This window comes from Xanthomonas campestris pv. asclepiadis (assembly GCF_020784175.1).
Lineage (GTDB): Bacteria > Pseudomonadota > Gammaproteobacteria > Xanthomonadales > Xanthomonadaceae > Xanthomonas > Xanthomonas campestris_D.
On record NZ_JAJGQM010000017.1, the window covers coordinates 1 to 20368 of the forward strand.

At 67.5% G+C, this 20368-nt stretch carries 16 protein-coding genes; 10 read left to right on the plus strand and 6 right to left on the minus strand.

The window, feature by feature from the left end:
- Positions 1–352 precede the first annotated feature (352 nt).
- On the minus strand, positions 353–1762 hold the full coding sequence (locus LL972_RS09875) for a PLP-dependent aminotransferase family protein (RefSeq protein WP_228327445.1): 1410 nt from the start codon (positions 1760–1762) through the stop codon (positions 353–355).
- A 130-nt stretch (positions 1763–1892) separates the two neighbouring features.
- Here LL972_RS09875 and LL972_RS09880 point away from each other — a divergent pair, with 130 nt between their 5' ends.
- A complete protein-coding gene (locus tag LL972_RS09880) occupies positions 1893–2684 on the plus strand; it encodes a PhzF family phenazine biosynthesis protein (protein WP_228327446.1) in 792 nt (263 codons plus the stop codon).
- The gene (locus tag LL972_RS09885) at positions 2681–3607 is read left to right on the plus strand and encodes a DMT family transporter (protein ID WP_228327447.1); all 927 of its coding nucleotides are present in this window, start codon (positions 2681–2683) and stop codon (positions 3605–3607) included. The genes LL972_RS09880 and LL972_RS09885 overlap by 4 nt, the downstream gene beginning before the upstream one ends.
- A 41-nt stretch (positions 3608–3648) precedes the next feature.
- On the opposite strand, the gene LL972_RS09890 is transcribed toward LL972_RS09885, so the two are convergent.
- Entirely contained in the window at positions 3649–3987 is a 339-nt protein-coding gene (locus tag LL972_RS09890; RefSeq protein WP_228327448.1) for a hypothetical protein, read from the minus strand.
- Between the two features lie 908 nt (positions 3988–4895).
- Here LL972_RS09890 and LL972_RS09895 point away from each other — a divergent pair.
- The 7 genes from LL972_RS09895 to LL972_RS09925 all read left to right on the plus strand — a co-directional run bounded on the left by LL972_RS09895 (position 4896) and on the right by LL972_RS09925 (position 15233).
- Entirely contained in the window at positions 4896–4988 is a 93-nt protein-coding gene (locus tag LL972_RS09895; protein ID WP_006452907.1) for a potassium-transporting ATPase subunit F, read from the plus strand.
- A gap of 15 nt (positions 4989–5003) precedes the next feature.
- Positions 5004–6818 (plus strand): potassium-transporting ATPase subunit KdpA, encoded by a 1815-nt coding sequence (gene kdpA / locus LL972_RS09900; protein ID WP_228327449.1) that lies wholly within the window; start codon positions 5004–5006, stop codon positions 6816–6818.
- An 11-nt stretch (positions 6819–6829) separates the two neighbouring features.
- Positions 6830–8878: a potassium-transporting ATPase subunit KdpB gene (kdpB, locus tag LL972_RS09905; RefSeq protein WP_228327450.1), complete on the plus strand. Its 2049-nt coding sequence runs from the start codon at positions 6830–6832 to the stop codon at positions 8876–8878.
- A 3-nt stretch (positions 8879–8881) separates the two neighbouring features.
- Positions 8882–9535, plus strand: a complete 654-nt coding sequence (gene kdpC, locus LL972_RS09910; RefSeq protein WP_228327451.1) for a potassium-transporting ATPase subunit KdpC — start codon at positions 8882–8884, stop codon at positions 9533–9535.
- A 68-nt stretch (positions 9536–9603) separates the two neighbouring features.
- On the plus strand, positions 9604–12264 hold the full coding sequence (locus tag LL972_RS09915) for a sensor histidine kinase (protein WP_228327452.1): 2661 nt from the start codon (positions 9604–9606) through the stop codon (positions 12262–12264).
- On the plus strand, positions 12254–12970 hold the full coding sequence (locus tag LL972_RS09920; protein WP_228327453.1) for a response regulator: 717 nt from the start codon (positions 12254–12256) through the stop codon (positions 12968–12970). Before LL972_RS09915 ends, LL972_RS09920 begins: the two co-directional genes overlap by 11 nt.
- Positions 12971–13259: 289 nt before the next feature.
- The gene (locus LL972_RS09925) at positions 13260–15233 is read left to right on the plus strand and encodes an alpha/beta hydrolase family protein (protein ID WP_228327454.1); all 1974 of its coding nucleotides are present in this window, start codon (positions 13260–13262) and stop codon (positions 15231–15233) included.
- A gap of 181 nt (positions 15234–15414) precedes the next feature.
- Here the strand turns inward: LL972_RS09925 and LL972_RS09930 are convergent, their stop codons facing one another.
- Genes LL972_RS09930 through LL972_RS09945 form a run of 4 tightly spaced genes read right to left on the minus strand, consistent with a single transcriptional unit; the run spans position 15415 to position 19459 of the window.
- Positions 15415–16803: an FAD-binding oxidoreductase gene (locus tag LL972_RS09930; RefSeq protein WP_228327455.1), complete on the minus strand. Its 1389-nt coding sequence runs from the start codon at positions 16801–16803 to the stop codon at positions 15415–15417.
- Positions 16800–17339 (minus strand): metal-dependent hydrolase, encoded by a 540-nt coding sequence (locus LL972_RS09935; protein ID WP_228327456.1) that lies wholly within the window; start codon positions 17337–17339, stop codon positions 16800–16802. Before LL972_RS09935 ends, LL972_RS09930 begins: the two co-directional genes overlap by 4 nt.
- A gap of 16 nt (positions 17340–17355) precedes the next feature.
- Positions 17356–17724 (minus strand): YraN family protein, encoded by a 369-nt coding sequence (locus tag LL972_RS09940; protein WP_104533068.1) that lies wholly within the window; start codon positions 17722–17724, stop codon positions 17356–17358.
- 4 nt (positions 17725–17728) lie between these two features.
- Positions 17729–19459: a penicillin-binding protein activator gene (locus LL972_RS09945; RefSeq protein ID WP_228327457.1), complete on the minus strand. Its 1731-nt coding sequence runs from the start codon at positions 19457–19459 to the stop codon at positions 17729–17731.
- A gap of 82 nt (positions 19460–19541) precedes the next feature.
- Between LL972_RS09945 and rsmI the strand changes: the two genes are divergently transcribed.
- The gene (rsmI, locus tag LL972_RS09950; protein WP_039523544.1) at positions 19542–20363 is read left to right on the plus strand and encodes a 16S rRNA (cytidine(1402)-2'-O)-methyltransferase; all 822 of its coding nucleotides are present in this window, start codon (positions 19542–19544) and stop codon (positions 20361–20363) included.
- Positions 20364–20368: the final 5 nt, after the last annotated feature.

Sequence of the window (20368 nt, forward strand, 5' to 3'; positions counted from 1 at the left end):
CCAGGCTCTCACGGTGGCCCACGCCGGCTCTCGACGCCCAAACTGCCAGAATCCGAACAGATAAGGCTCTTACGCGGTATCCATGCCGCGTCAGGTCCCGCGACGGTGGGCGGGCAAGGACCAGTCAGGCTGGTCGCTGTGCATGGTGCAAGCAGGGCATGACGTGGGTTGCTTGGATAGCGGCGCGTCCTATCAATTTCTCAATACAACGCGGTCGACAGGCAGGCTTCAATACAACGCCCTGCAAACCTTCTGGTAAGGCGCGCAAGCAGCCTTTTCGCATCTGAAGTCTGCGTCGATCAGCTGCGTCACATCATTATCTTGTGGGCCATAGCCATTGCCACAAACCAGGCTAACGCACCAGCTGCGCCGCAAGCTTGCCCAATCGGCGCATCGCGCGCTCCAGCGTGTCGCTCCACGGCTGGCCGCAGGTCAGCCGCAGGTGATCTGCGTAGTCGCCACGGCTGGAGTACAGATGACCGGGCGAGGTACCGATGCGTTCTGCCAGTGCGGTCTCGAACAAGGTCTGGCCGCTGCCGCCGTCGGGCAATTGCAGCCATAGCGATAACCCGCCTGCCGGGTCGCCCACGCGTGTGCCTTCCGGCCAATGCCGCACGATGGCATCGCGCAGCCGCTGCCCGTTGTCGGCCAGGGTGCGGCGCAGCTTGCGCAGGTGGCGTTCCAGATCGTGTTGCGCCAGGTAATCGGCCAGTGCCAGTTGCGGCAGGCTGGCGCTGCCGACGGTGGAAAAGTACTTGGCGCGCACCAGGGCGTCGGTCCAGTCGCCACCGAGCAACCACCCCACCCGCAGGCCGGGCGAGAGCACCTTGGAGAACGAGCCGCAGGTGATCACGTTGGCATGGGTATCGAAGTGGCGCAGCGGGCGTGGACGTTGGCCCGACCAATCCAGTTCGCCGTAGATATCGTCCTCGATCACCACGGTGCCATGGCGGGCGCAGCTGTCGAGCAATGCGCGCTTGGCGCTGTCGGGAGTGAGGCTGCCGTTTGGATTGTTGAAGTTGGGGACCAGCACTGCCGCACGCACCGGGGTGCGCTGCAGCAGCGCGTCCATACGCGCGACATCGATGCCGTGACCGGGAAGGTTGGGTACTTCCAGTACTTTGAGGCGCAATGCAGCCACCGCCTGCAGGATGCCGTGATAGGTGGGTGTTTCCACCAGCACTACATCGCCTGGTGCGGTGAGCGTACGCAGCGCCAGGCTGATCGCTTCCATCGCACCGGCGGTGATCACCACTTCTTCGGCGTCGACGCTGGTTGCGCAGTGTGCATAACGCTGTGCGATCTGGCGGCGCAGTGCGGCGTGGCCTTGCGGCGGTGCGTAATCCAACGCCGCCGTGCGCTGGCGACGCAGCTGCCGCGACAGGGCCGCGGCCAGTTGTGCGGTGGGCAATAGCGCAGGCGCGGGCGTGGCGGTGTGCAGCGGCACCAGGTCGGTACGCGCCAGGGTCTCGAGCACGCGCTGCAAGGCCGGGTTGTCGACCATGCCCGGTTTGCGCCGACGTACGACGGGTGCTGCGGCCGGCAATGCAGGTGTCGTACTGCGCACGAAGTAGCCCGAGCGCGGGCGCGCCTGGACGCGTCCTTCGCGTTCCAGTTGCAGGCAGGCCTGCACGGCGGTGGCGGTGCTGATGCCGTGGTTGGCGGCCAGTTGCCGGATCGAGGGCAGGCGCTCGCCGGCACGCAGGGTGCCGCCTTCGATCTGCTGCCGCAGTTGCGTGGCCAACGATTCGTACAGAAGCATCTGCGGGTGCCTTCCATCTGTATTGGTCGATTTGCAGCGTATCTGAATCTGTGATGGTCGTGTAGCACGTTGCAGACTGGGCGTGCCCGGTGAATACGCCAGGTATGTCTTCTCGTCCGTGAGGTTGGCCGTGCTGCTTCCTGTGTTTATCGTCGATGCGTTCACCACGGTGCGTTTCAAGGGCAACCCCGCCGCCGTTGTGCCGTTGCAGGCCTGGCTGCCGGAGCCGGTGATGCAGGCCATTGCCAGCGAACACAATCTGTCGGAGACCGCATTCTTCGTGCGCGACGACAGTGGCGTGTTCGATATCCGCTGGTTTTCCCCGATCAAGGAGGTCGGCTTCTGCGGACATGCGACGCTGGCCAGCGCGTTCGTGATCGCCACGCACCAGCACGCGGCGTTTCCACTTCGGTTGCGTGCGCCGGCCGTCGGCGAGATCACGGTTGCCAGGGTGGATGAGCGCAGCTTCGAGCTGCGCTTCCCCAACCAGCTGCCGTCGTTGGTGCAGGTGGTGCCGCAAGCGTTGTGCGAGTCGTTATCGATCGCGCCGCAGGCTGTCTATGCGAACGCGCAGGCCTATATCGCCGTCTATGCCGACCAAGCACAGGTGCGTGAGGTGACGCCCGATCTGTGCCGGATGCTGGCACTGGCACCGCGTGACGTGGCGGTCACCGCACCAGGCATTCAGTCCGATTTTGTTTCCCGCTATTTCTGGCCATCCAATGGCGGTAGCGAGGATCCAGTCACCGGATCGATTCATGCCGCGCTTGCGCCGCTGTGGGCACAGCGGCTGGGCAGGACGCTGCTTACCGCGCTACAGGCATCCGCGCGTGGCGGCGAACTGCAGTGCCGGGTCGAACCGCAGCACGTGTACGTGCGCGGCAGCGCTGTCCAGTATCTGCAGGGAACCATTGCGCTATGAGCACTCCTTTGTCTGTGCACGCGGTATCGGCCGGCGCCGGGCGACGCGCGATCTGGCAATTGCTGGTCGCCGAAGTGTTGATCGGGTCGGTTGGTGTATTCGTTCACGAAAGTGGGCAGGATCCGGTGACGGCAGTGTTCTACCGCTGCCTGTTCGGTGCGCTGTTTCTCAGCGCGTGCGGGTTGATCGGTGGACAGCTGCGAGGACTATGGCGGGAGCGTGCGCTGTTGCGCGATGCCGCCATCAGCGGTGTATTGCTGGTGTTGAACTGGGTGGCGTTGTTCGCGGGGATGGCGCGCTCGTCGATCGGCGTGGCGACCATGGTCTACCACGTGTTTCCGTTCGTGATGCTGCTCCTGGCCGCGTTGTTGCAGGGCGAGCGCACGCGGCGTGTCGATCTGGGCTGGACGCTGCTGGCATTCGTCGGCGTGGCCTGCTCGGCAAATCCGGCGCGCTTGTGGCAGGCGGCCGATCGTGGATACCTGATCGGCATTGCGCTCACGCTGCTGGCGGCGTTGCTGTGCGGTGCGTCGTTGCTGATGTCGCGTCGCATCAGCCGTGAGAGGCCGTTGGCGGTGGTGACCGTGCAGTGCTGGATCGGCACGTTCCTGCTGGCCGGGTTTTCCAGCAGTGCGGCATTGCATCCGGGCCTGCATTGGCTGTGGCTGGCAGGCCTGGGCGTGATCCACAGCGGCATCGTCTATGTGCTGTTCTATTCGTCCTATCGCCATCTGCATGTGGCCACGATCGCGGTGCTGGCGTTCGTGTATCCGCTGGTGACGCTACTGTTGGACTATCTGCTCTACGGCCACGCACTGGTGCCGGTGCAGTGGCTGGGCCTGGCGCTGATCGTGGTCGGCACGCTGGCGGTGAATCTGAAATGGCGCTGGCCGCGGCGTGTGGCAAACAGCGCACCGGTCTGAGCGAAGATGCCGCCGCGCCGTGCACACGGCGGCCGTGGAACTCAACGCACGTCGCGCAGTTCCCAGTGGTGTCCGGCCAGGGCCTGCATGCGCTGCTTGAGCAGGTCGCCGTGGATGCTAGTGGTGGCGACCAGGTCCACACGCAGGTCGCCCTGCTTGCCGGTCACCGTCGCCGAGGGATCGGTCACGCCCAGGCTGGGGTCCACCGCGTCCGGGTCGGCCTGCAGCTGGCGCCAGCGATCGAACCAGGCCGGATCACGCAAGGCGGCCTGCAACTGTTCGGCAAAGGCCTCGGCGCCATGGGCGCTGAAGCTCACGCTCGCATCGCCGCCACGGGCGAGCTTGGGGTCGGGCAGGCTTATCGAGTAGCTGACAGGCATGTGCAAGGACTCTGATGGATGACGGCGGCACGCTAGTGCAGCGGCGGTGAGCGTTCCGTCGACAGGCCGCACACGTGGGAGCCTCCAGGTGCGCAGTTACGGCCTGCTCCGCTAGTAGCTAGGCGCCGCGCCCTCGACACTGTGAGTGCGCTGCAGGGCCCTTGCCCGCCCACCATCGCGGGACACGCCGCAAGTACGTCCATGTAGGCTCCGGCGCGGCATCCATGCCGCTCAGGGTCCCGCGACGGTGAGCGGGTAAGGACCACCAGACATGGTTGGTGTGCAGGTTACAAGCAGAGCATGGTGTGCGTTGTCGTAACAGCGCGCCTAATCAGTTGCCAAGATGAGCCTGGCAATACGCAGGCTTTCAATGAAGCAATCTAAAACTTCCTGGTGCGGTGTCCTTACCGGTTCCGGGACCCTTTGGCGGCATGGATGCCGCCAAGGAGCCTCCAGGGACGGATTCACGGCGTGTCCCGGAAGTGGTGAGGGCACCGCGCCCTCGACCAGCAAGGCTTTGCTACAACCTCATAACGCCCTGACTCAAAACCTGGCTGTCCTGGGCTGGTACTGGGTAGCATGGGTGAGGCCGAGGTCGTGGTTGCCTGGAAACGGCTGAATGATCTGGATATCTGACCGCAGACCGCCGCCATGCAGCATTTATGCGGAATTTACGCGGGAGCCCTGACAGGTCCATAGCGACTTTACGCAGCCCGGGAAGACACTGCGCGGGTTGGCGGAGCGGTTCCGCCCTGGACGATCCCGATGCATCCCTTGACCTGTCTGCTCCATCGGCGCTGCGCGCACGGTGCGGCAGCGTTTTGCCTTGCCGGCCTGCAGACGCTGCATGCGCCGTCGTGCACCGCATCCATCGCGCCGCATTGCGCGCACCTCGGGGAGTAGCCGACATGCCTGCCTGGTTGTCCCTGTTGTGCGGCGTGGCCGTGCTCGTTGCCGCTGCGTACCTGTTGTACGTGGTCCTGCGCCCCGAAGACTTCTGATGCGAGTGCGCTCCAATGATTGAAACTCTCCTTGTCTATGCGCTGGCCATCGTGCTGGCCTGGCCACTTGGCCGCTATCTGGCGGCGGTGATGCGCGGCGCCCCGATGCGCGGCGATGCACTGTTCGGCTGGATCGAACGGCCGCTGTATGCGTTGCTCGGCACGCGTCCTCAGCAGGGCATGTCGTGGCGCGGCTATGCGGTGGCGTTCTTGCTCAGCAACCTGGTTGTCGGCCTGCTCACCTGGGCAGTGTTCATGACTCAGGCGTGGCTGCCGTTCAACCCGGACGGCATTCCGAACATGCGCTGGGATACCGCGCTGCACACCATGGTGTCGTTCGTCACCAACACCAACCAGCAGCATTACTCGGGCCAGGCGCAGTTGTCGTATCTGGCGCAGATGACCGGCATCGTCGGCCTGCAGGTGGTGACGCCGATGATGGGTCTGGCGTTGGCGGTGGCGACCTTGCGTGCATTGTTCGGTGGGCGAGCTGCCGCAACGGTGTCCGATACCTCGCTGCTATCCGGTGCGACGGCAGGCGCCGAGCTGCGGGTGGCAGGGTCGGATGATCCGCAGATGGGCATGCCGCGCCAGGGACGGCAGCCGTCGGGTTCCGGCGTGGAGGCCTTGCCCGACGCGGACGTCGGCAATTACTGGGCGGATGTGATCCGCGCCAGCGTGCGCGTCTTGCTGCCGCTGTGCCTGCTGTGGACCGTGCTGCTTGGCTGGCAGGGCGTGCCCTCCACGCTGCAGGGTGCGGCCACTGCTGCCCCGCTGGACAGCAGTGCCGGCATGCCCAAGCAGACCATTCCGGTCGGGCCGGTTGCGGCGATGGTCGCGGTCAAGCAACTCGGCACCAATGGCGGCGGCTGGTACGGTCCCAACAGTTCGGTGGCGCTGGAAAATCCCACGCCGCTGAGCAACCTGCTGGAGACCTTGGCGCTGGTGCTGTTGCCGATGAGCGTGGTGTTCATGGTCGGCTATCTGACCGGGCGCAAGCGCCTCACCGCGCTGGTATTCGGCACCATGCTGACGATGTCGGTCGCGTCCACCGTGCTGTTGCTGTGGTCCGAAGCGCATTCGGCCAGCGCCAGCTCGCCTGCCCTGATGGAAGGCAAGGAGGTGCGCATCGGCGCGGATGCGTCCGCGTTATGGGCGGCGTTGACCACGCAGACCTCCAACGGCTCGGTCAACGCGATGCACGATTCGCTGGCGCCGTTGAGCGGCCTGGTCACGCTGGTGAACATGCTGATCAACGCGATCTGGGGTGGCATCGGCTGCGGCTTGCAGCAGTTCGTGGTGTATCTGCTGCTGAGCGTGTTTCTGGCCGGTTTGATGACCGGGCGCACGCCGGAGCTGTTCGGCCGCAAGATCGAAGCACGCGAGGTGCAGTTGCTTGCGCTGCTGATCCTGCTGCAGCCATTGGTCGTATTGGGCTTCACGGCGGTGGCGTTGGCGGTGCCTGCATTGACAGCCAATTCCAATCCCGGCTTCCACGGTATCAGCCAGGTGTTCTACGAGTACACCTCGGCCTTCGCCAACAACGGTTCCGGTTTCGAAGGACTGGGCGATGCCACCTACTGGTGGAATCTGAGCTGCTCGGTGGTGTTGGCACTGGGCCGTTATCCCGCGTTGATCCTGCCGTTGATGGTGGCGGCGCGCATGGCAGTGAAGCGGCGCGCGCCGGAGTCGGCCGGCAGCCTGCAGGTCGAAACGCCCACCTTTGCGTTGACCCTGATGGCGATCGTGCTGGTGCTCACCGTGCTGCAGTTCATGCCGGCACTGGTGCTGGGTCCTATCGCTGAACACCTCGCCCTGGCGGCGTCCTGAGAGTTTGAGCAATGTCTACGATCGATACGACTGAAAAACGCGAGCGCGGTGACGCAGCGTTGTTCGACGCTGCCGTGCTGATGGCGGCGATGCGTGCGGCCTTCCGCAAGCTGGCGCCGCGGCATCTGCTGCGCAGCCCGGTGATGGCAGTGGTGATGGGCGGCACGGTGCTGGCGGCGGTGATCACCGCCAGCGGGCATGGCAACGCCGGCTTCGGCTGGGCGGTGACGGCAATTTTGTTCGTCACCGTATTGTTCGGCAACTTTGCCGAGGCCATCGCCGAAGCGCGTGGGCGTGGGCAGGCCGCATCGCTGCGCCGTGCGCGCAAGGATCTGGTCGCACGCCGGGTGGAAACCGCACTCGGTGGCCGCGAGACCCGCGTGCCGGCGGCCGAGCTGCGCCCGGGCGACTACGTGATGGTGTCCGAAGGCGAATTCGTCCCGGCCGATGGCGAAATCGTGCGCGGCGTTGCAACGATCAACGAAGCGGCGGTGACCGGCGAATCGGCACCGGTGCTGCGCGAGGCCGGCACCGATCGCAGTGGCGTGATCGGCGGAACGCGCGTGCTCTCCGACGAGATCGTGTTCAAGGTCACCGCCGAGCCGGGACAGAGTTTTCTCGATCGCATGATCGCCCTGGTGGAAGGCGCCAACCGGCAGAAGACGCCGAATGAAATCGCGCTCACCTTGTTGCTGGCAGCGATGACGCTGACCTTCCTGATCGTGGTCGCCTCGTTGCCGGCAATTGCCGGTTTCGTCGGGGTCACGCTGGATCCGCTGCTGTTGATCGCGCTGCTGGTATGCCTGATTCCAACCACCATCGGCGGGCTGTTGCCGGCCATCGGCATCGCCGGCATGAACCGCGCGCTGTCGGCCAATGTGCTGGCCAAATCCGGCAAGGCGGTGGAAGTGGCCGGCGACGTGGACGTGCTGTTGCTCGACAAGACCGGCACCATCACCTACGGCGACCGCCAGGCCACCGCGTTCCATCCGCTGGCCGGCATCGACCGTGCGCAGCTGCGCGATGCGGCAATGCTGGCCTCGCTGGCCGACCCGACGCCGGAAGGCAAGTCCATCGTCAAGCTGGCACGCCAGCAGGGTGCCGTGGCTGTCGAGCCGGAGGGCGCGCATTTCATCGCCTTCACCGCGCAAACCCGCATGTCCGGCGTCGATCTGGCCGGGCGCAGCATCCGTAAGGGTGCCGGCGATGCGATCGTGGCCTATGTGCAGGCGCAGGGCGCCACGGTGTCGCCGGAGTTGAATGGCCGCATCGAAGAAGTCGCGCGCGGCGGCGCCACCCCGCTGGTGGTGGCCGAAGGCCGGCATGTGCTGGGCGTGGTCGAGCTGAGCGACGTGGTCAAGCAAGGCATCAAGGAGAAGTTCGCGCAGCTGCGTGCGATGGGCATCAAGACGGTGATGATCACCGGCGACAACCCGCTCACCGCCGCCGCGATTGCCGCCGAGGCCGGCGTGGACGATTACATCGCCCAGGCGCGCCCGGAAGACAAGCTGGCCCGCATCCGCGCCGAGCAGGCCGGCGGGCGGCTGGTGGCGATGGTCGGCGACGGCACCAACGATGCGCCGGCGCTTGCCCAGGCCGACGTGGGCCTGGCGATGAACTCCGGCACGCAGGCGGCCAAGGAGGCCGGCAACATGGTCGATCTGGATTCGGATCCGGCCAAACTGCTGGCGGTGGTCGAGGTGGGCAAGCAGCAGCTGATCACGCGCGGTGCGTTGACCACGTTCTCGCTGGCCAACGACGTGTCCAAGTATTTCGCGATCCTGCCGGCGTTGTTTGCCGCGGCGATTCCGTCGATGGCTGCGCTCAACGTGATGCAGTTGTCCAACCCGCGGCATGCGGTGCTGGCGGCCTTGATCTTCAATGCGTTGATCATCCCGGCATTGATCCCGCTGGCCTTGCGCGGCGTGCGCTTTCGTCCGTCCAGCGCCACGGCCCTGTTGCGCCGGAACATGCTGATGTACGGCGTGGGTGGCGTGTTGCTGCCGTTTGCCGCCATCAAGTTGATCGACCTGGCGCTTGTCGCCACTCTTGGGAACTGAGTCATGACGATTTCTTCGAAAACCGGTACGCCCGCTTCGCTGCCGTTGCGCGACGACGGCGCCCCGCGCGGGGCAGTGATGCTGGCGCTGTTCATTCTGCTGGGTCTGGGCCTGAGTTATTCGCTGGTCGCCACCGGCATCACTGGCGCGCTGTTCCCGGTGCAGGCGCACGGCTCGTTGCTGCGCGATGATGCGCGTGTGGTCGGCTCGGCGCTGGTGGCGCAGCCGTTTGCCAATGCGCGCTATTTCCAGCCACGCCCCTCGGCGGCCAAGTACGACCCGACCGCGGCGGCCGGCAGTAATCAGGCGCGTTCCAATCCCGACCTGCAAAGCCGCATCGCCACCACGCGCGCCGAGGTGGCTGCACGCGACGGCATCGCACCGGAGGCCGTCCCCGGTGAGCTGATCACCCAATCCGGCAGTGGCCTGGATCCACACCTGAGCCCGGCCGGCGCCCAGGTCCAGGTGCGCCGCATCGCCACCGCCCGCGGCTGGCCGGAGCAACGCGTTGCCGCGCTGGTCCAGGCCGCCACCGAACAGCCACAGTTCGGCCTGCTAGGGCAGCCGCGAGTGAATGTGCTGGCGCTGAACCTGGCGCTGGATCGCGCCGGGAATGGAGAGTCGGGAATCGGGAATGGGCCAAAGCAACAGCACTAGAGCTGTCAGCTCGCGGTAGGCTGCACCAATCCCCAATCCCCAATCCCGCTTCCCCAATCCCGGCCTCCATGATTGACGCCCGCACCCAACAAGCCGACGCGCTGATCGGCGAACTGCAGCGCGAACATGGCGGGCGCCTGACCGTGTTTCTGGGCGCAGCGCCCGGGGTGGGCAAGACCTACGCCATGCTGTCGCGGGCGCGCGAGCGCCTGCGCCAGGGCATGGACGTGGTGGCCGGGGTGGTGGAAACCCATGGCCGCAGCGAAACCGCGGCACTGCTGGATGGCCTGCCGCTGCTGCCGCGCACCCGCATCAACTACCAGGGCCGGGAGCTGGAAGAACTCGACCTAGACGCGTTGCTGGCGCGCAAGCCGAAGCTGGCGCTGATCGACGAGCTGGCCCATCGCAACGTGCCGGGCAGCCGGCACGAGCGGCGCTGGCAGGACATCGTCGAACTGCTCGATGCCGGCATCGATGTCTACACCACGGTCAACATCCAGCATCTGGAAAGCCTCAACGACATCGTGCTGCGCATCACCGGGGTGCGCGTGTCCGAGACGGTGCCGGATGCGGTGTTCGACCGCCTGCGCGACATCGTGCTGGTGGATCTGCCGCCGCGCGAACTGATCGAACGCCTGCAGCAAGGCAAGGTGTATCTGCCCGAGCAGGCCACGCAGGCCTTGCAGGCGTTTTTCTCGCCCTCCAACCTCACCGCCTTGCGCGAGCTGGCGATGCAGACCGCGGCCGACCGCGTCGACAGCGATCTGCGCGACACCCAGGCCGCGCGCGGCCTGCCCGGCACCGCCGCCTTGCGTCGCCGCGTGGTGGTGGCCATCGATGGGCGTGGCAGCTCGGATTATCTGGTGCGGGTGGCGCGGCGGCTGTCCGAGCGGCGCGATGCCCCGTGGACGGTGGTCACCGTGCAGACGCGCACCGTGGCCGACGCCGCCTGGCAGCTGGAGATCGACCGCGCGTTCGCACTGACACGCCGCCTGGGGGGCGATACCGCGCTGCTGCACGGTGCCAACGTCGCCGAGGCGTTGCTGGATTTCGCCGCGCAAAACGGCGTGTCCACGCTGGTGCTGGGGCGCACGCGCGAACGCCCGCTGGCGCGCATGTTCAACCGCACGCTGACCCAGCAATTGCTGCAGCGTGGCGCGCATTACGAACTGGTCATCGTCAGCTCGGCCGATGCGCGTGCACGCGCGCGCCAGCGTTGGCGCAATCCGCGCCAGTGGCTGCAGCGTTACGACCTGGCGTTCGCGGCGATCGCCGCCGCTGCCGCGGTCGCGGTGGCGTGGGTGATCCAGCGCTGGACCGACATCGACGATCTGTCGATGGTGTTCATCGTCGCGGTGGTGCTGGTGGCCTCGCGCACGCGCATGGCCGCCGCGGTAATCGCCGCGCTGTTGAGTTTTGTCGCCTACAACTTCTTCTTCATCGAACCGCGCTTCACCCTGCACATCAGCGCGCGCCAGGGCGTAGTGACGGTGTGTCTGTTCCTGATCGCCGCCCTGGTCGCCGGCCGCCTGGCCTCGCGTCTGCGCAGCCAGGTGTTGGCCTTGCGCGCCGCCAACGCGCATGCCAATGCGCTGCAGGCGCTGGCCCGCGAGCTCAGCACCGCCGCCGACCTGGGGCAGGTGCTGGAAGCCGGCCGTCGCGCGCTGGCCACTGCACTGGATGCCGAGGCCTGGTTGCGGCTGGAGCAACGCGAGAGCGATGCACCGGCCAGCTTCGGCGCACTCGATCGCAGCGCGGCGGAGTGGACCCAGCGCCACGGTCAGCCGGCCGGCCGCTTCACCGATACGCTGGCCGGCGCGCAGTGGTGGTGCCTGCCGGTGCGGCACGAACGTGGCAGCCTGGGGGTGGCCGCGCTGCGCTTTCGTCAGAGCGTGCAGCGGCCCGGCCTGGAGCAACGTCGGCTGGCCGAAGCAATGGTGGAGGACATCGGCCAGGCGGCGCTGCGCACGCGCCTGGTCGCCGATCTGGAGGGCGCGCGCGTCAGTGGCGAAACCGAGCGCCTGCGCTCGGCATTGTTGTCCTCGGTCTCGCACGATCTGCGTTCGCCGCTGGCCTCGATGATCGGCTCGGCCAGCAGCCTGGCCAGCTACGGCGATGCGATGGACGCGCAGGACCGCCACAGCCTGCTCGACACCATCCAGCTGGAAGGCGAGCGGCTGGATCGCTACATCCAGAACCTGCTCGACATGACCCGGCTCGGCCACACCGGGCTGACCTTGAAGCGCGACTGGATCGGCGTGGACGAGTTGATCGGCTCGGCCACGCGGCGGCTGCAGCGCTACCAGCCGGCGGTGCGCCTGCAACTGGATCTGGCCGCCGACCTGCCGGCGATCTGGGTGCACCCGGCACTGGTGGAGCAGGCGATCTTCAACGTGCTGGAGAATGCGGCGAAATTTTCGCCAGCCGGCGTGGCCGTCACCGTGCAGGCACGGCTGCAGGCCGGCGCGCTGCAGATCGATATCGGCGACCAGGGTCCCGGCATTCCCGAGGACGAGCGCGCGCGCATTTTCGACATGTTCTACAGCGTGGAGCGTGGCGACCGCGGCCGTCACGGCACCGGGCTGGGCCTGACCATCTGCCAGGGCATGATCGGCGCGCATGGCGGCAGCGTGGAGGCGCTGGCCGGTGCCGATGGTCACGGCACCACGATCCGCATTACGCTGCCGTTGCTCGTTCCCGCCGCGCCACCTCGCCCCGATGCCGACTGACCCCACTGCCATCCCGCCTGCCCGCGTGCTGATCGTCGACGACGAGCCGCAGATCCGCCGCTTTCTCGACATCAGCCTGCGTGCGCAGGGGTATCGCGTGCTGCAGGCCGGCACCGCCGAGGAAGGCCTGGCCATGCTGGCCGGGCAGGGCGCCGAACTGGTGGTGCTGGACATCGGCCTGCCCGATCGCGACGGCCACGAGGTGCTGCGCGAGATCCGCCAATGGTCCAACGTGCCGGTGATCATGCTCACCGTGCGCGCCGGCGAAACCGAAAAGGTCGCCGCGCTCGATGCCGGCGCCAACGACTACGTCACCAAGCCGTTCGGCGTGCAGGAACTGATGGCGCGCATCCGTGCGCTGCTGCGCCAGGCCGGCGCCGGCAGCACGGTGGAAGAGAGCGTGTTCGACGACGGCCGCCTGCACATCCATCTGGGCCTGCGTGAGGTCACCCTCAATGGCGAAGCGGTGCCCTTGAGTCGCAAGGAATACGCCTTGCTCGCGCTGCTGCTCAAACACGCCGGCCGCGTGGTCACCCAGCCACAGCTGCTGCGCGAGGTGTGGGGCCCCACCCACGAAGAAGACACCCATTACCTGCGCATCCTGGTCGGCAAGCTGCGCCAGAAACTGCACGATGATGCCGCCGCCCCGCATTACATCGTCACCGAACCGGGCGTGGGTTTGCGCTTCATTGGGGTGACGCGCTGAGCAGCGCAGCGCAGCTGTTTCGTGGCGACGGCGCGGACAGCTTGAGCGAGATCCGGTTGTCCCGAACAGTGCAAAGCCGGGTGAGCATTCGGTCGCGCGATGCGGGAGCCCGCAAGCACATTGGTGCAATGCGGCCAGGACCGCGTCCTGATGGGGATGCCCTGGAACGAGACCAGGGACGGGCCAAGGACATGGTCTGGAACGCGTTGCAGGTGCTTTCACGCCGCCGCTAATGGCATGCCAACATGCGCGGCGCAGCATGCGTCGGCATTTGGAAGAGGTGGGTGACATGCGGTATCGGTTCGGTGCGTTGTGGCTGCTGTCGGCTTGGCTGTTGTTGACCGGCTGCGCGTTTGCACAACCCGTGCCGACGCCTGCGCAGATCATGCAGCTGCGCAGCGTGGGCGACCCCCAGATCAGTCCGGATGGTCGCCGCATCGCCTACACCGTCGCCCTCCCGCAGGCGCAAGGCAAGCCGCCGCTCAGCAAGATCTGGCAGATACCCGCACGCGGTACCGCCGTCGCAGTGTCGATGTCCTCAACCGATGAGGCCAACGATCAGCATCCACGCTGGTCTGCCGACGGCCGCCGGCTGCTCTTCCTGTCGACGCGGCCGTTGCCGGACGACGCCACCCGACACGCGCACCTGGCGCCAACCCAGGTCTGGCAACAGACAGCAGATGCGGCCCCAGAGCTGCTGACGCGTTCGACCGGCGAGGTCAGCGGGTTCTCGCTGTCGCCTGATGCGCGCCAGATTGCGTACCTGGCGCTGGATCCGCCCACCGCCCAGGCAACGGCCGATGCGGACGCAAAGCGCGATGCCGTGCAGACCGAGCGGCCAACCCGGTTTTCACGGGTGTGGGTGCGTGATCTGCAGAGCGGCCAGACGCGTGTGCTGACACCGCCCGGCCTGCAGGTGCACGACCTGGCCTGGTCACCGGACGGCCTGCAACTGGCGCTGCGCGTGTCCGACGGCACCACGCTCAACGACTACTGGTACGCATCGCGCGTGCAGCTGTGGTCGCTGCAGGGCAGCGTGCTTGGTGCGGTGCTGGAGCCGCATGCCTCGGCATTGCCATTGCAATGGTCACCGGATGGCAGTCGGCTGCTGTATGGGCAACTTGGCAAGCACGGCATGGTGGCGAATCTGGTGGTGCACCAGCTGCGCAGTCAGCGGCGTGTGGTGCTGGCACAGGACTGGCCCGGCACCTTGTGGCTGGCGCGCTGGCAAAACGACAGCAGCTTGATCGGCGAAGGACTGCAAGGCGTACGTGGCGCCTTTCTGCGCATCGATGCCGCCAGCGGGCGCTGGAAGCCGCTTGCCCGGCCGCAGATTCCGTATCAGGCATTCACCGTTGCGCGCAATGGCGAGATCGCCTATCTCGGCCTGCGTGATGACCAGTCCGCCGAGGTCTGGACGCTGCGCGCGGGTCAGCTCGCGCAGCGCAGCAACACCAATCCACAGGTCGCCACCTGGGCGCATGGACAGCTGCGCGACTTGAGCTGGACCTCATCGCGCGATGGGCGATCGATCGCGGGCGTGTTGGTCACGCCGCCGGGCTGGAAGGCGGGAACGCCGTTGGCCACCTTGGTGCAGATCCACGGAGGACCGGGAGCTGCCTGGGCGTCCGGCTGGTTGGGGTCCTGGCATGACTGGGCGCAACTGCTGTCCACCCATGGCTACGCGGTGCTGTTGCCCAACCCGCGCGGCTCGGAAGGGCAGGGTGCGGCATTCACCGAGCTGGCACGCCACGACTGGGGCGGTGCGGATTTTCAGGATGTGCTGGACGGCGTGGACCAGCTCGAACGCGAAGGCGTGATCGATCCCGCGCGTCTGGCCATCGGTGGCTGGAGCTACGGCGGTTATCTGTCTGCATGGGCAGTGACGCAGTCATCGCGCTTCAGGACCGCCATCGTTGGCGCAGGCGTGGTGGATATCGGCGCCATGGCGTTGACCACCGATGTGCCCGATTACCTGCCGGGCTATTTCGGCGACCCGGTGCGCAACCGTGTCGAATACGACGCACACTCGCCGATACGCTACGCCGACAAGGTGCATGTGCCGGTGCTGATCCTGCATGGGCAGGCCGACCAACGCGTACCGCCATCGCAAGGCGACATGTTGTACCGCGCGCTCAAACTGCAGGGCACAGCGGTCGAGCAGGTGACCTATCCGCGCGGCCCGCACTGGTTTTACGAAACCGAGCATGGCGTGGATGTGCAACAGCGCGTGCTGGATTGGCTGGATGCGCAGTTGCGTTGAATCACGCCGGTGCTAATCCGCAGGTCATCATCGCTGCGGGACACACTCTCTCTCGACTTCAAGTTCGACGCCGATGATCCTGCCATCGGCGGACTGTGTTCTTCGGTGGCATAAACGAGCCAGGCCAGCGCAGCGTTCAACGGATGACGTTCGGAACTCCAGTTGCAACGCTGCAAGCGGGTCATTCCACAGGTGGCAACACCTTGCCCGGATTCAGGATCCCGTCCGGGTCCAGCGCGGCCTTGATCGCACGCATCGCCGCCAGCGTCGGTGCGCTGAAGGCCTGGGCCATGAAATCGCGCTTGGCCACGCCGATGCCGTGCTCGCCGGAGAGCGTGCCTTCCAGCGCCAGCACCAGCGCAAACAGGCGCGGCAATGCGGCATGGGCGCGTGCGTCTTCGTCGGCATCGGCCGGGTCGTACATGATGTTGACGTGCAGGTTGCCATTGCCGGCATGGCCGAAGGCGACGATGGGCAACGCGAATTCGGCGGCAAGCGCTTCCACGCCGGCCACCAGGTCGGGAATCCGCGAGACCGGCACCACCACGTCTTCGTTGATCTTGCCCGGCTTGATCGTGCGCAGCGCCGGCGACAAGGCCCGGCGTGCCGCCCACAGCCTGTCGCGCGCGCTGCCATCGGCGGCCACGTCCAGGCTCACCACGCCCTCGCCCTCGGCCGCAGCGTGCAAGGCCTGCAAGGCGTAAGGCAGGGTGTCGTGATCGCCATCGGCTTCGATCAGTAGCATCGCGCCGGCCTCGGGCACGTCGCTGCCGTTGCGGCGCAATAACGCAATCGCACTGGCATCCATGAATTCCAGCATCGTCGGTGTGGTCGGTTGCGCCATGATGCGCGACACCGCCGCCGCGGCGCTGGCCGCATCGCGATACAGCGCGCGCAAACCGGCTTGTGCGATCGCACGCGGTGTCAGTTTCAAGGTCGCCTCGACGATGATCGCCAGGGTGCCTTCGCTGCCGACCAGCAGATGCGTCAGGTCGTAGCCGGTGGAATTTTTCGTGTACGCACCGCCGCAGCGGATCACCTCGCCGGTGCCGGTCACTGCGACCAGGCCGAGCACGTTGTCGCGGGTGGCGCCGTACTTCACCGCGCGCGGGCCGCCGGCATTGGTGGCCAGATTGCCGCCGACGCTGCAGATGTCCGCGCTGGACGGATCCGGCGGCCAGAACAGGCCATGCGGCTGCAAGGCCCGCTGCAACTCGCCATTGAGCAGGCCTGGTTGCACCACGGCGCAGCGATCGGCCGGACGCAGCGCAAGAATATGGTTCATGCGCGCCATCGACACCACCACGCCGCCGGCAAACGGCACTGCGGCACCGGTGGTGCCGGTGCCCGCGCCACGCGCCACGATCGGCACGTCATGTGCGCGACAGGCCTGCACGATCGCCACCACCTCCTCGGTATCGCGCGGCAAGGCAACGGCGGCGGGCAATGCCCAGCGGCGCGAATCGTCCTCGCCGTGGCTGCGTCGCGTGTCGTCGCCGGTCAACCAGCCATCGGGGCCAAGCCGCGCGGCCAGCAAGTCGGCCAGGGCAGTGGGAAGCACATCGGTCATGACGGGTGGTCCTGTGGTGCCGCGCGCTGGATGCATTTCCATCCCAGCACCGCGACGGTGAGCGGCAGCCAGACCCAGCGCAGCTCGGAGAGCAGCGTGGCAAGGCCGCGCGCATTGAAGAAACCGTTGGCGAAGGGCGACACGCGAATCGGCCGCCAGGGCGCGAACCAGCGCGCCTCGCTCCAGGGCCAGCTCAGTGCAACGCCAAGTCCGCCTGAGGTCATCGCATCCAGCAGCGGATGCGAGGCGGTGCAGACGAACAAGAACGCTGCTGCCTGCAGCGCGTCCGCACGCAACAGGCGATGCGCAACACCACCGAGTAGCGCGATCAGCCCGGCAAACAGCAACGAGTGGCTGGCACCGCGATGGCCGAACGCATCGGCGTACGGAACATGCAACGCGAACGCCAGCACATCGGCGTCGGGCAACATCGCCGCGACGATGCCGGCACCGAGCAGGCGCGGCGACAGGCGGCCGCGTTCACTGGCGCACCAGAGCGCCAGCGGCACGGCGGCATGGGTGATGATGGTGGGCATCGCGCGTGGGTCGTTGTCAGCAATCGTCGGCGCGGAAGGCGTCGCGGATCCAGTTCAGCACCGGCGGCTCGCCGCTGGCTTCCACCACATCGAAGCGGCACGGCAGTGTCGCCAGTGCCGGGTGATAGGCAAGGAACAATTGCGCGGCCAGCACCAGCTTGCGGCGTTTGCGCCGGTCCACCGATGCCGCGCCACCGCCGAAGCGGTTGTCGCGGCGATAACGCACCTCCACGAATACCAGCGCCTGCCCGTCGCGCATCACCAGATCCAGTTCGCCGCCGCGGTAGCTGGCATTGCCCACCACCAGCCGCAGCCCGGCCTGCTCCAGCAGCGCACGGGCGGCCGCTTCCACCGCCGCACCACGTTGCTGACGCGCTGCCGGCATGGCGTCAGCGGCCGTCGGCGATCGGCACCGGGCGGCCACCGTTGAAGGTGGACCAGGCCGGGGTGCGCAGCACGTTGCCGAAGCCATCCAGATGCAGGGTGCCGGTGGCGCCGCGCAGGCCGCCATCGGTGCCGGTGGCGAGCTTTTCCAGATACGCGCTGATCTTCCAGGCGTCGTAGCCGAAGGCGAACAGGCGCGCCCCCGGTCCGCGTGCGCTGGGCAATGTGCTGGCAACCTGGGTGGAGGCGGGCAGGCCGGACACGCCCAGGGCGGTCCAGGTTTCGCTCGGGTAGACGATGCCGTCCAGGGCCAGGTCGTCCTCGACCTTGCCGGTGCCGGCCACCAGCTGCGAGGTGCCCACGCGCGACTTGCCAGCGAATCCGCTCAAGGCCAGTTGCGGCGCCAGCGCACGCGCGGTGTTGCCACGCACGACCAGGAACACTGCATCGGCGGTGCCGTAATTGCGCAGCTGCGCACCGATGTCGCCCGGCACCTCGGCCACGCTGATGCTGCCGGCGATGGTGCCGCCGCGTTCGCTGAAGCGGTCGCGGAAGGCCTTGATGGTGCGCTTGCCGTTGTCGTCGCTGGTGCCGACGATCAGCACGTTGCGGCGCTCGCGCGAAAGCAGGTATTCGGCGGCCATGATGCCGTCGTCTTCCGGCGCCAGCGAGAAGCCGGCGCTGCCGCTGGGCGGTGCCTTGTTGTCGGTGGGGCGGTTGAGCGCCAGCACCGGCACCGCCAGCTGGCCGCGTGCGAACACGGCGCTGACTTCGTCGCGCCCCAGCGGGCCGACCACGTAATCCACACCGGCGCTCACTGCCTTGTCGTAGGCGGCATTGGCGCCGGCGGCGGTGCCGGCGGTGTCGAAGAAGCGCAGTTCCGGGCGGCGGCGGGTCTCGGCGTAGTAACCGGCCAGCAGGCCGTCGCGTACCGGCGCCGAGGCGGTGGCCAGGTTGCCGCTGAGCGGCAGCAGCACGCCCAGCTTGACCGGCGGGCGATAGCCATCGCGTTCGGCCGGCGGGCGCTTGCTGGTGTCAAAGCCCCATTGCGCGTCGCGGTCGAACGCGCGCGGCAGCGCCAGGCCGCGGCTGATCAAGGCGCGGCCGGCGAAGTTGTACAGCGGATCGCCCGCCGGCAGCGCCGCGGTGCGGCTCTTCAGCGTGGCGTCGTCGAGTGCGGCCAGCAGGCGCACGATCGCGCGCTGGTTCTCGCTGCGCGGGGTGCCGGTCAGGCTCGCATCGGCGCGTGCGCGGTCGGCGGCGGCCCCGAACAGGTCGCCGGTGCCTTCCAGTGCGGCGGCGCGTGCCAGCAGCCAGCGGGTCTGCAGCGGCTGCGGCAGGCCTTGCGGGCTGTCGCCCAGGGCCTGCAGCGCCTGCGCGGCCTGCTTGTCGATCACCGCCAGCTCGCCGGTCAGCAGCGCGAAGCGGGCGCGGTCCTCGCCGCCGAGATGACGCGCGGTGACCTGCGCCAGCAGCGTGCGCGCCCGTGCGTCATCGCCGGCGTCGTGCCAGCCGAACGCGGACGCGGCCAGCAGGCGGCTGCGCTGCGCACCGCTGGCGCTGGCGGCCTCGGCTTCCAGTTGCTGCGCCGCCTCGCGCGGCTTGCCCTGGTCCAGCAACGCCAGCGCCGCGCTCTGGGTCGGCGAGGCGGTCTGGGTCACGCTGCTGGTGGCGCAACCGGCGGCCAGCATCACCATCAGCGACAGGGCGGAGATCCTTGCAACACGCTTGTTCATTTCAGATCCATTGGACGGGGCCCGCCGGGGCGGACCGTTAAAAACGCTACGATTCTACCCTTTGCCCTACGGAATACCGTTGATGACCTCCCCCGGAACCCTGCACGTGGTCGCCACGCCGATCGGCAACCTGGCCGACCTGTCGCCGCGTGCGCAGGAGGTGCTGCGTGGCGTGGCCGCGATCTGCGCCGAAGACACCCGCCATACCCGCCAGCTGCTCGGCCATTTCGGCATCGACCGCCCGCTGCTGGCCCTGCACGACCACAACGAAGAGGCGATGTCCGAGCGCATCGTCGCGCGCCTGCGCGAGGGCGAGTCGCTGGCCATCGTCAGCGATGCCGGCACCCCGCTGGTCAGCGACCCCGGCTTCAAGCTGGTGCGCGCCGCCCGCGCGGCTGGGATCCGGGTCAGCCCGGTGCCGGGTGCCTGCGCCGCCATCGCCGCGCTCAGCGTGGCCGGCCTGCCCAGCGACCGTTTCGGCTTCGAAGGCTTTCTGCCGGCCAAGAGCGCCGCCCGCCGCGAGCGCCTGGCGCACTTGGCCGGCGAAACCCGCACCCTGGTGTTCTACGAGTCCTCGCACCGCATCGTCGAGTCGCTGGCCGACCTGCGCGGGGCCTTCGGCGACGAGCGCCCGGCGGTGATCGCCCGCGAGCTGACCAAGCTGTTCGAAACCGTGCTCGACGGCACCCTGGCCGAGTTGCAGGCTAGGGTCGAAGCCGACGACAACCAGCGCAAGGGCGAGTTCGTGGTGATGGTGCAGGGCGCCGCCGACGCCGCCGAAGGCCAGCTGGCCGAAGGCCGCCGCGTCTACGCCAAGCTGGCCGAACACCTGCCGCCGTCCACGGCCGCCAAGCTGGCCGCCGAGCTGACCGGTGCGCCGCGCAAGGCCTTGTATGGCGGCTAGGTGTG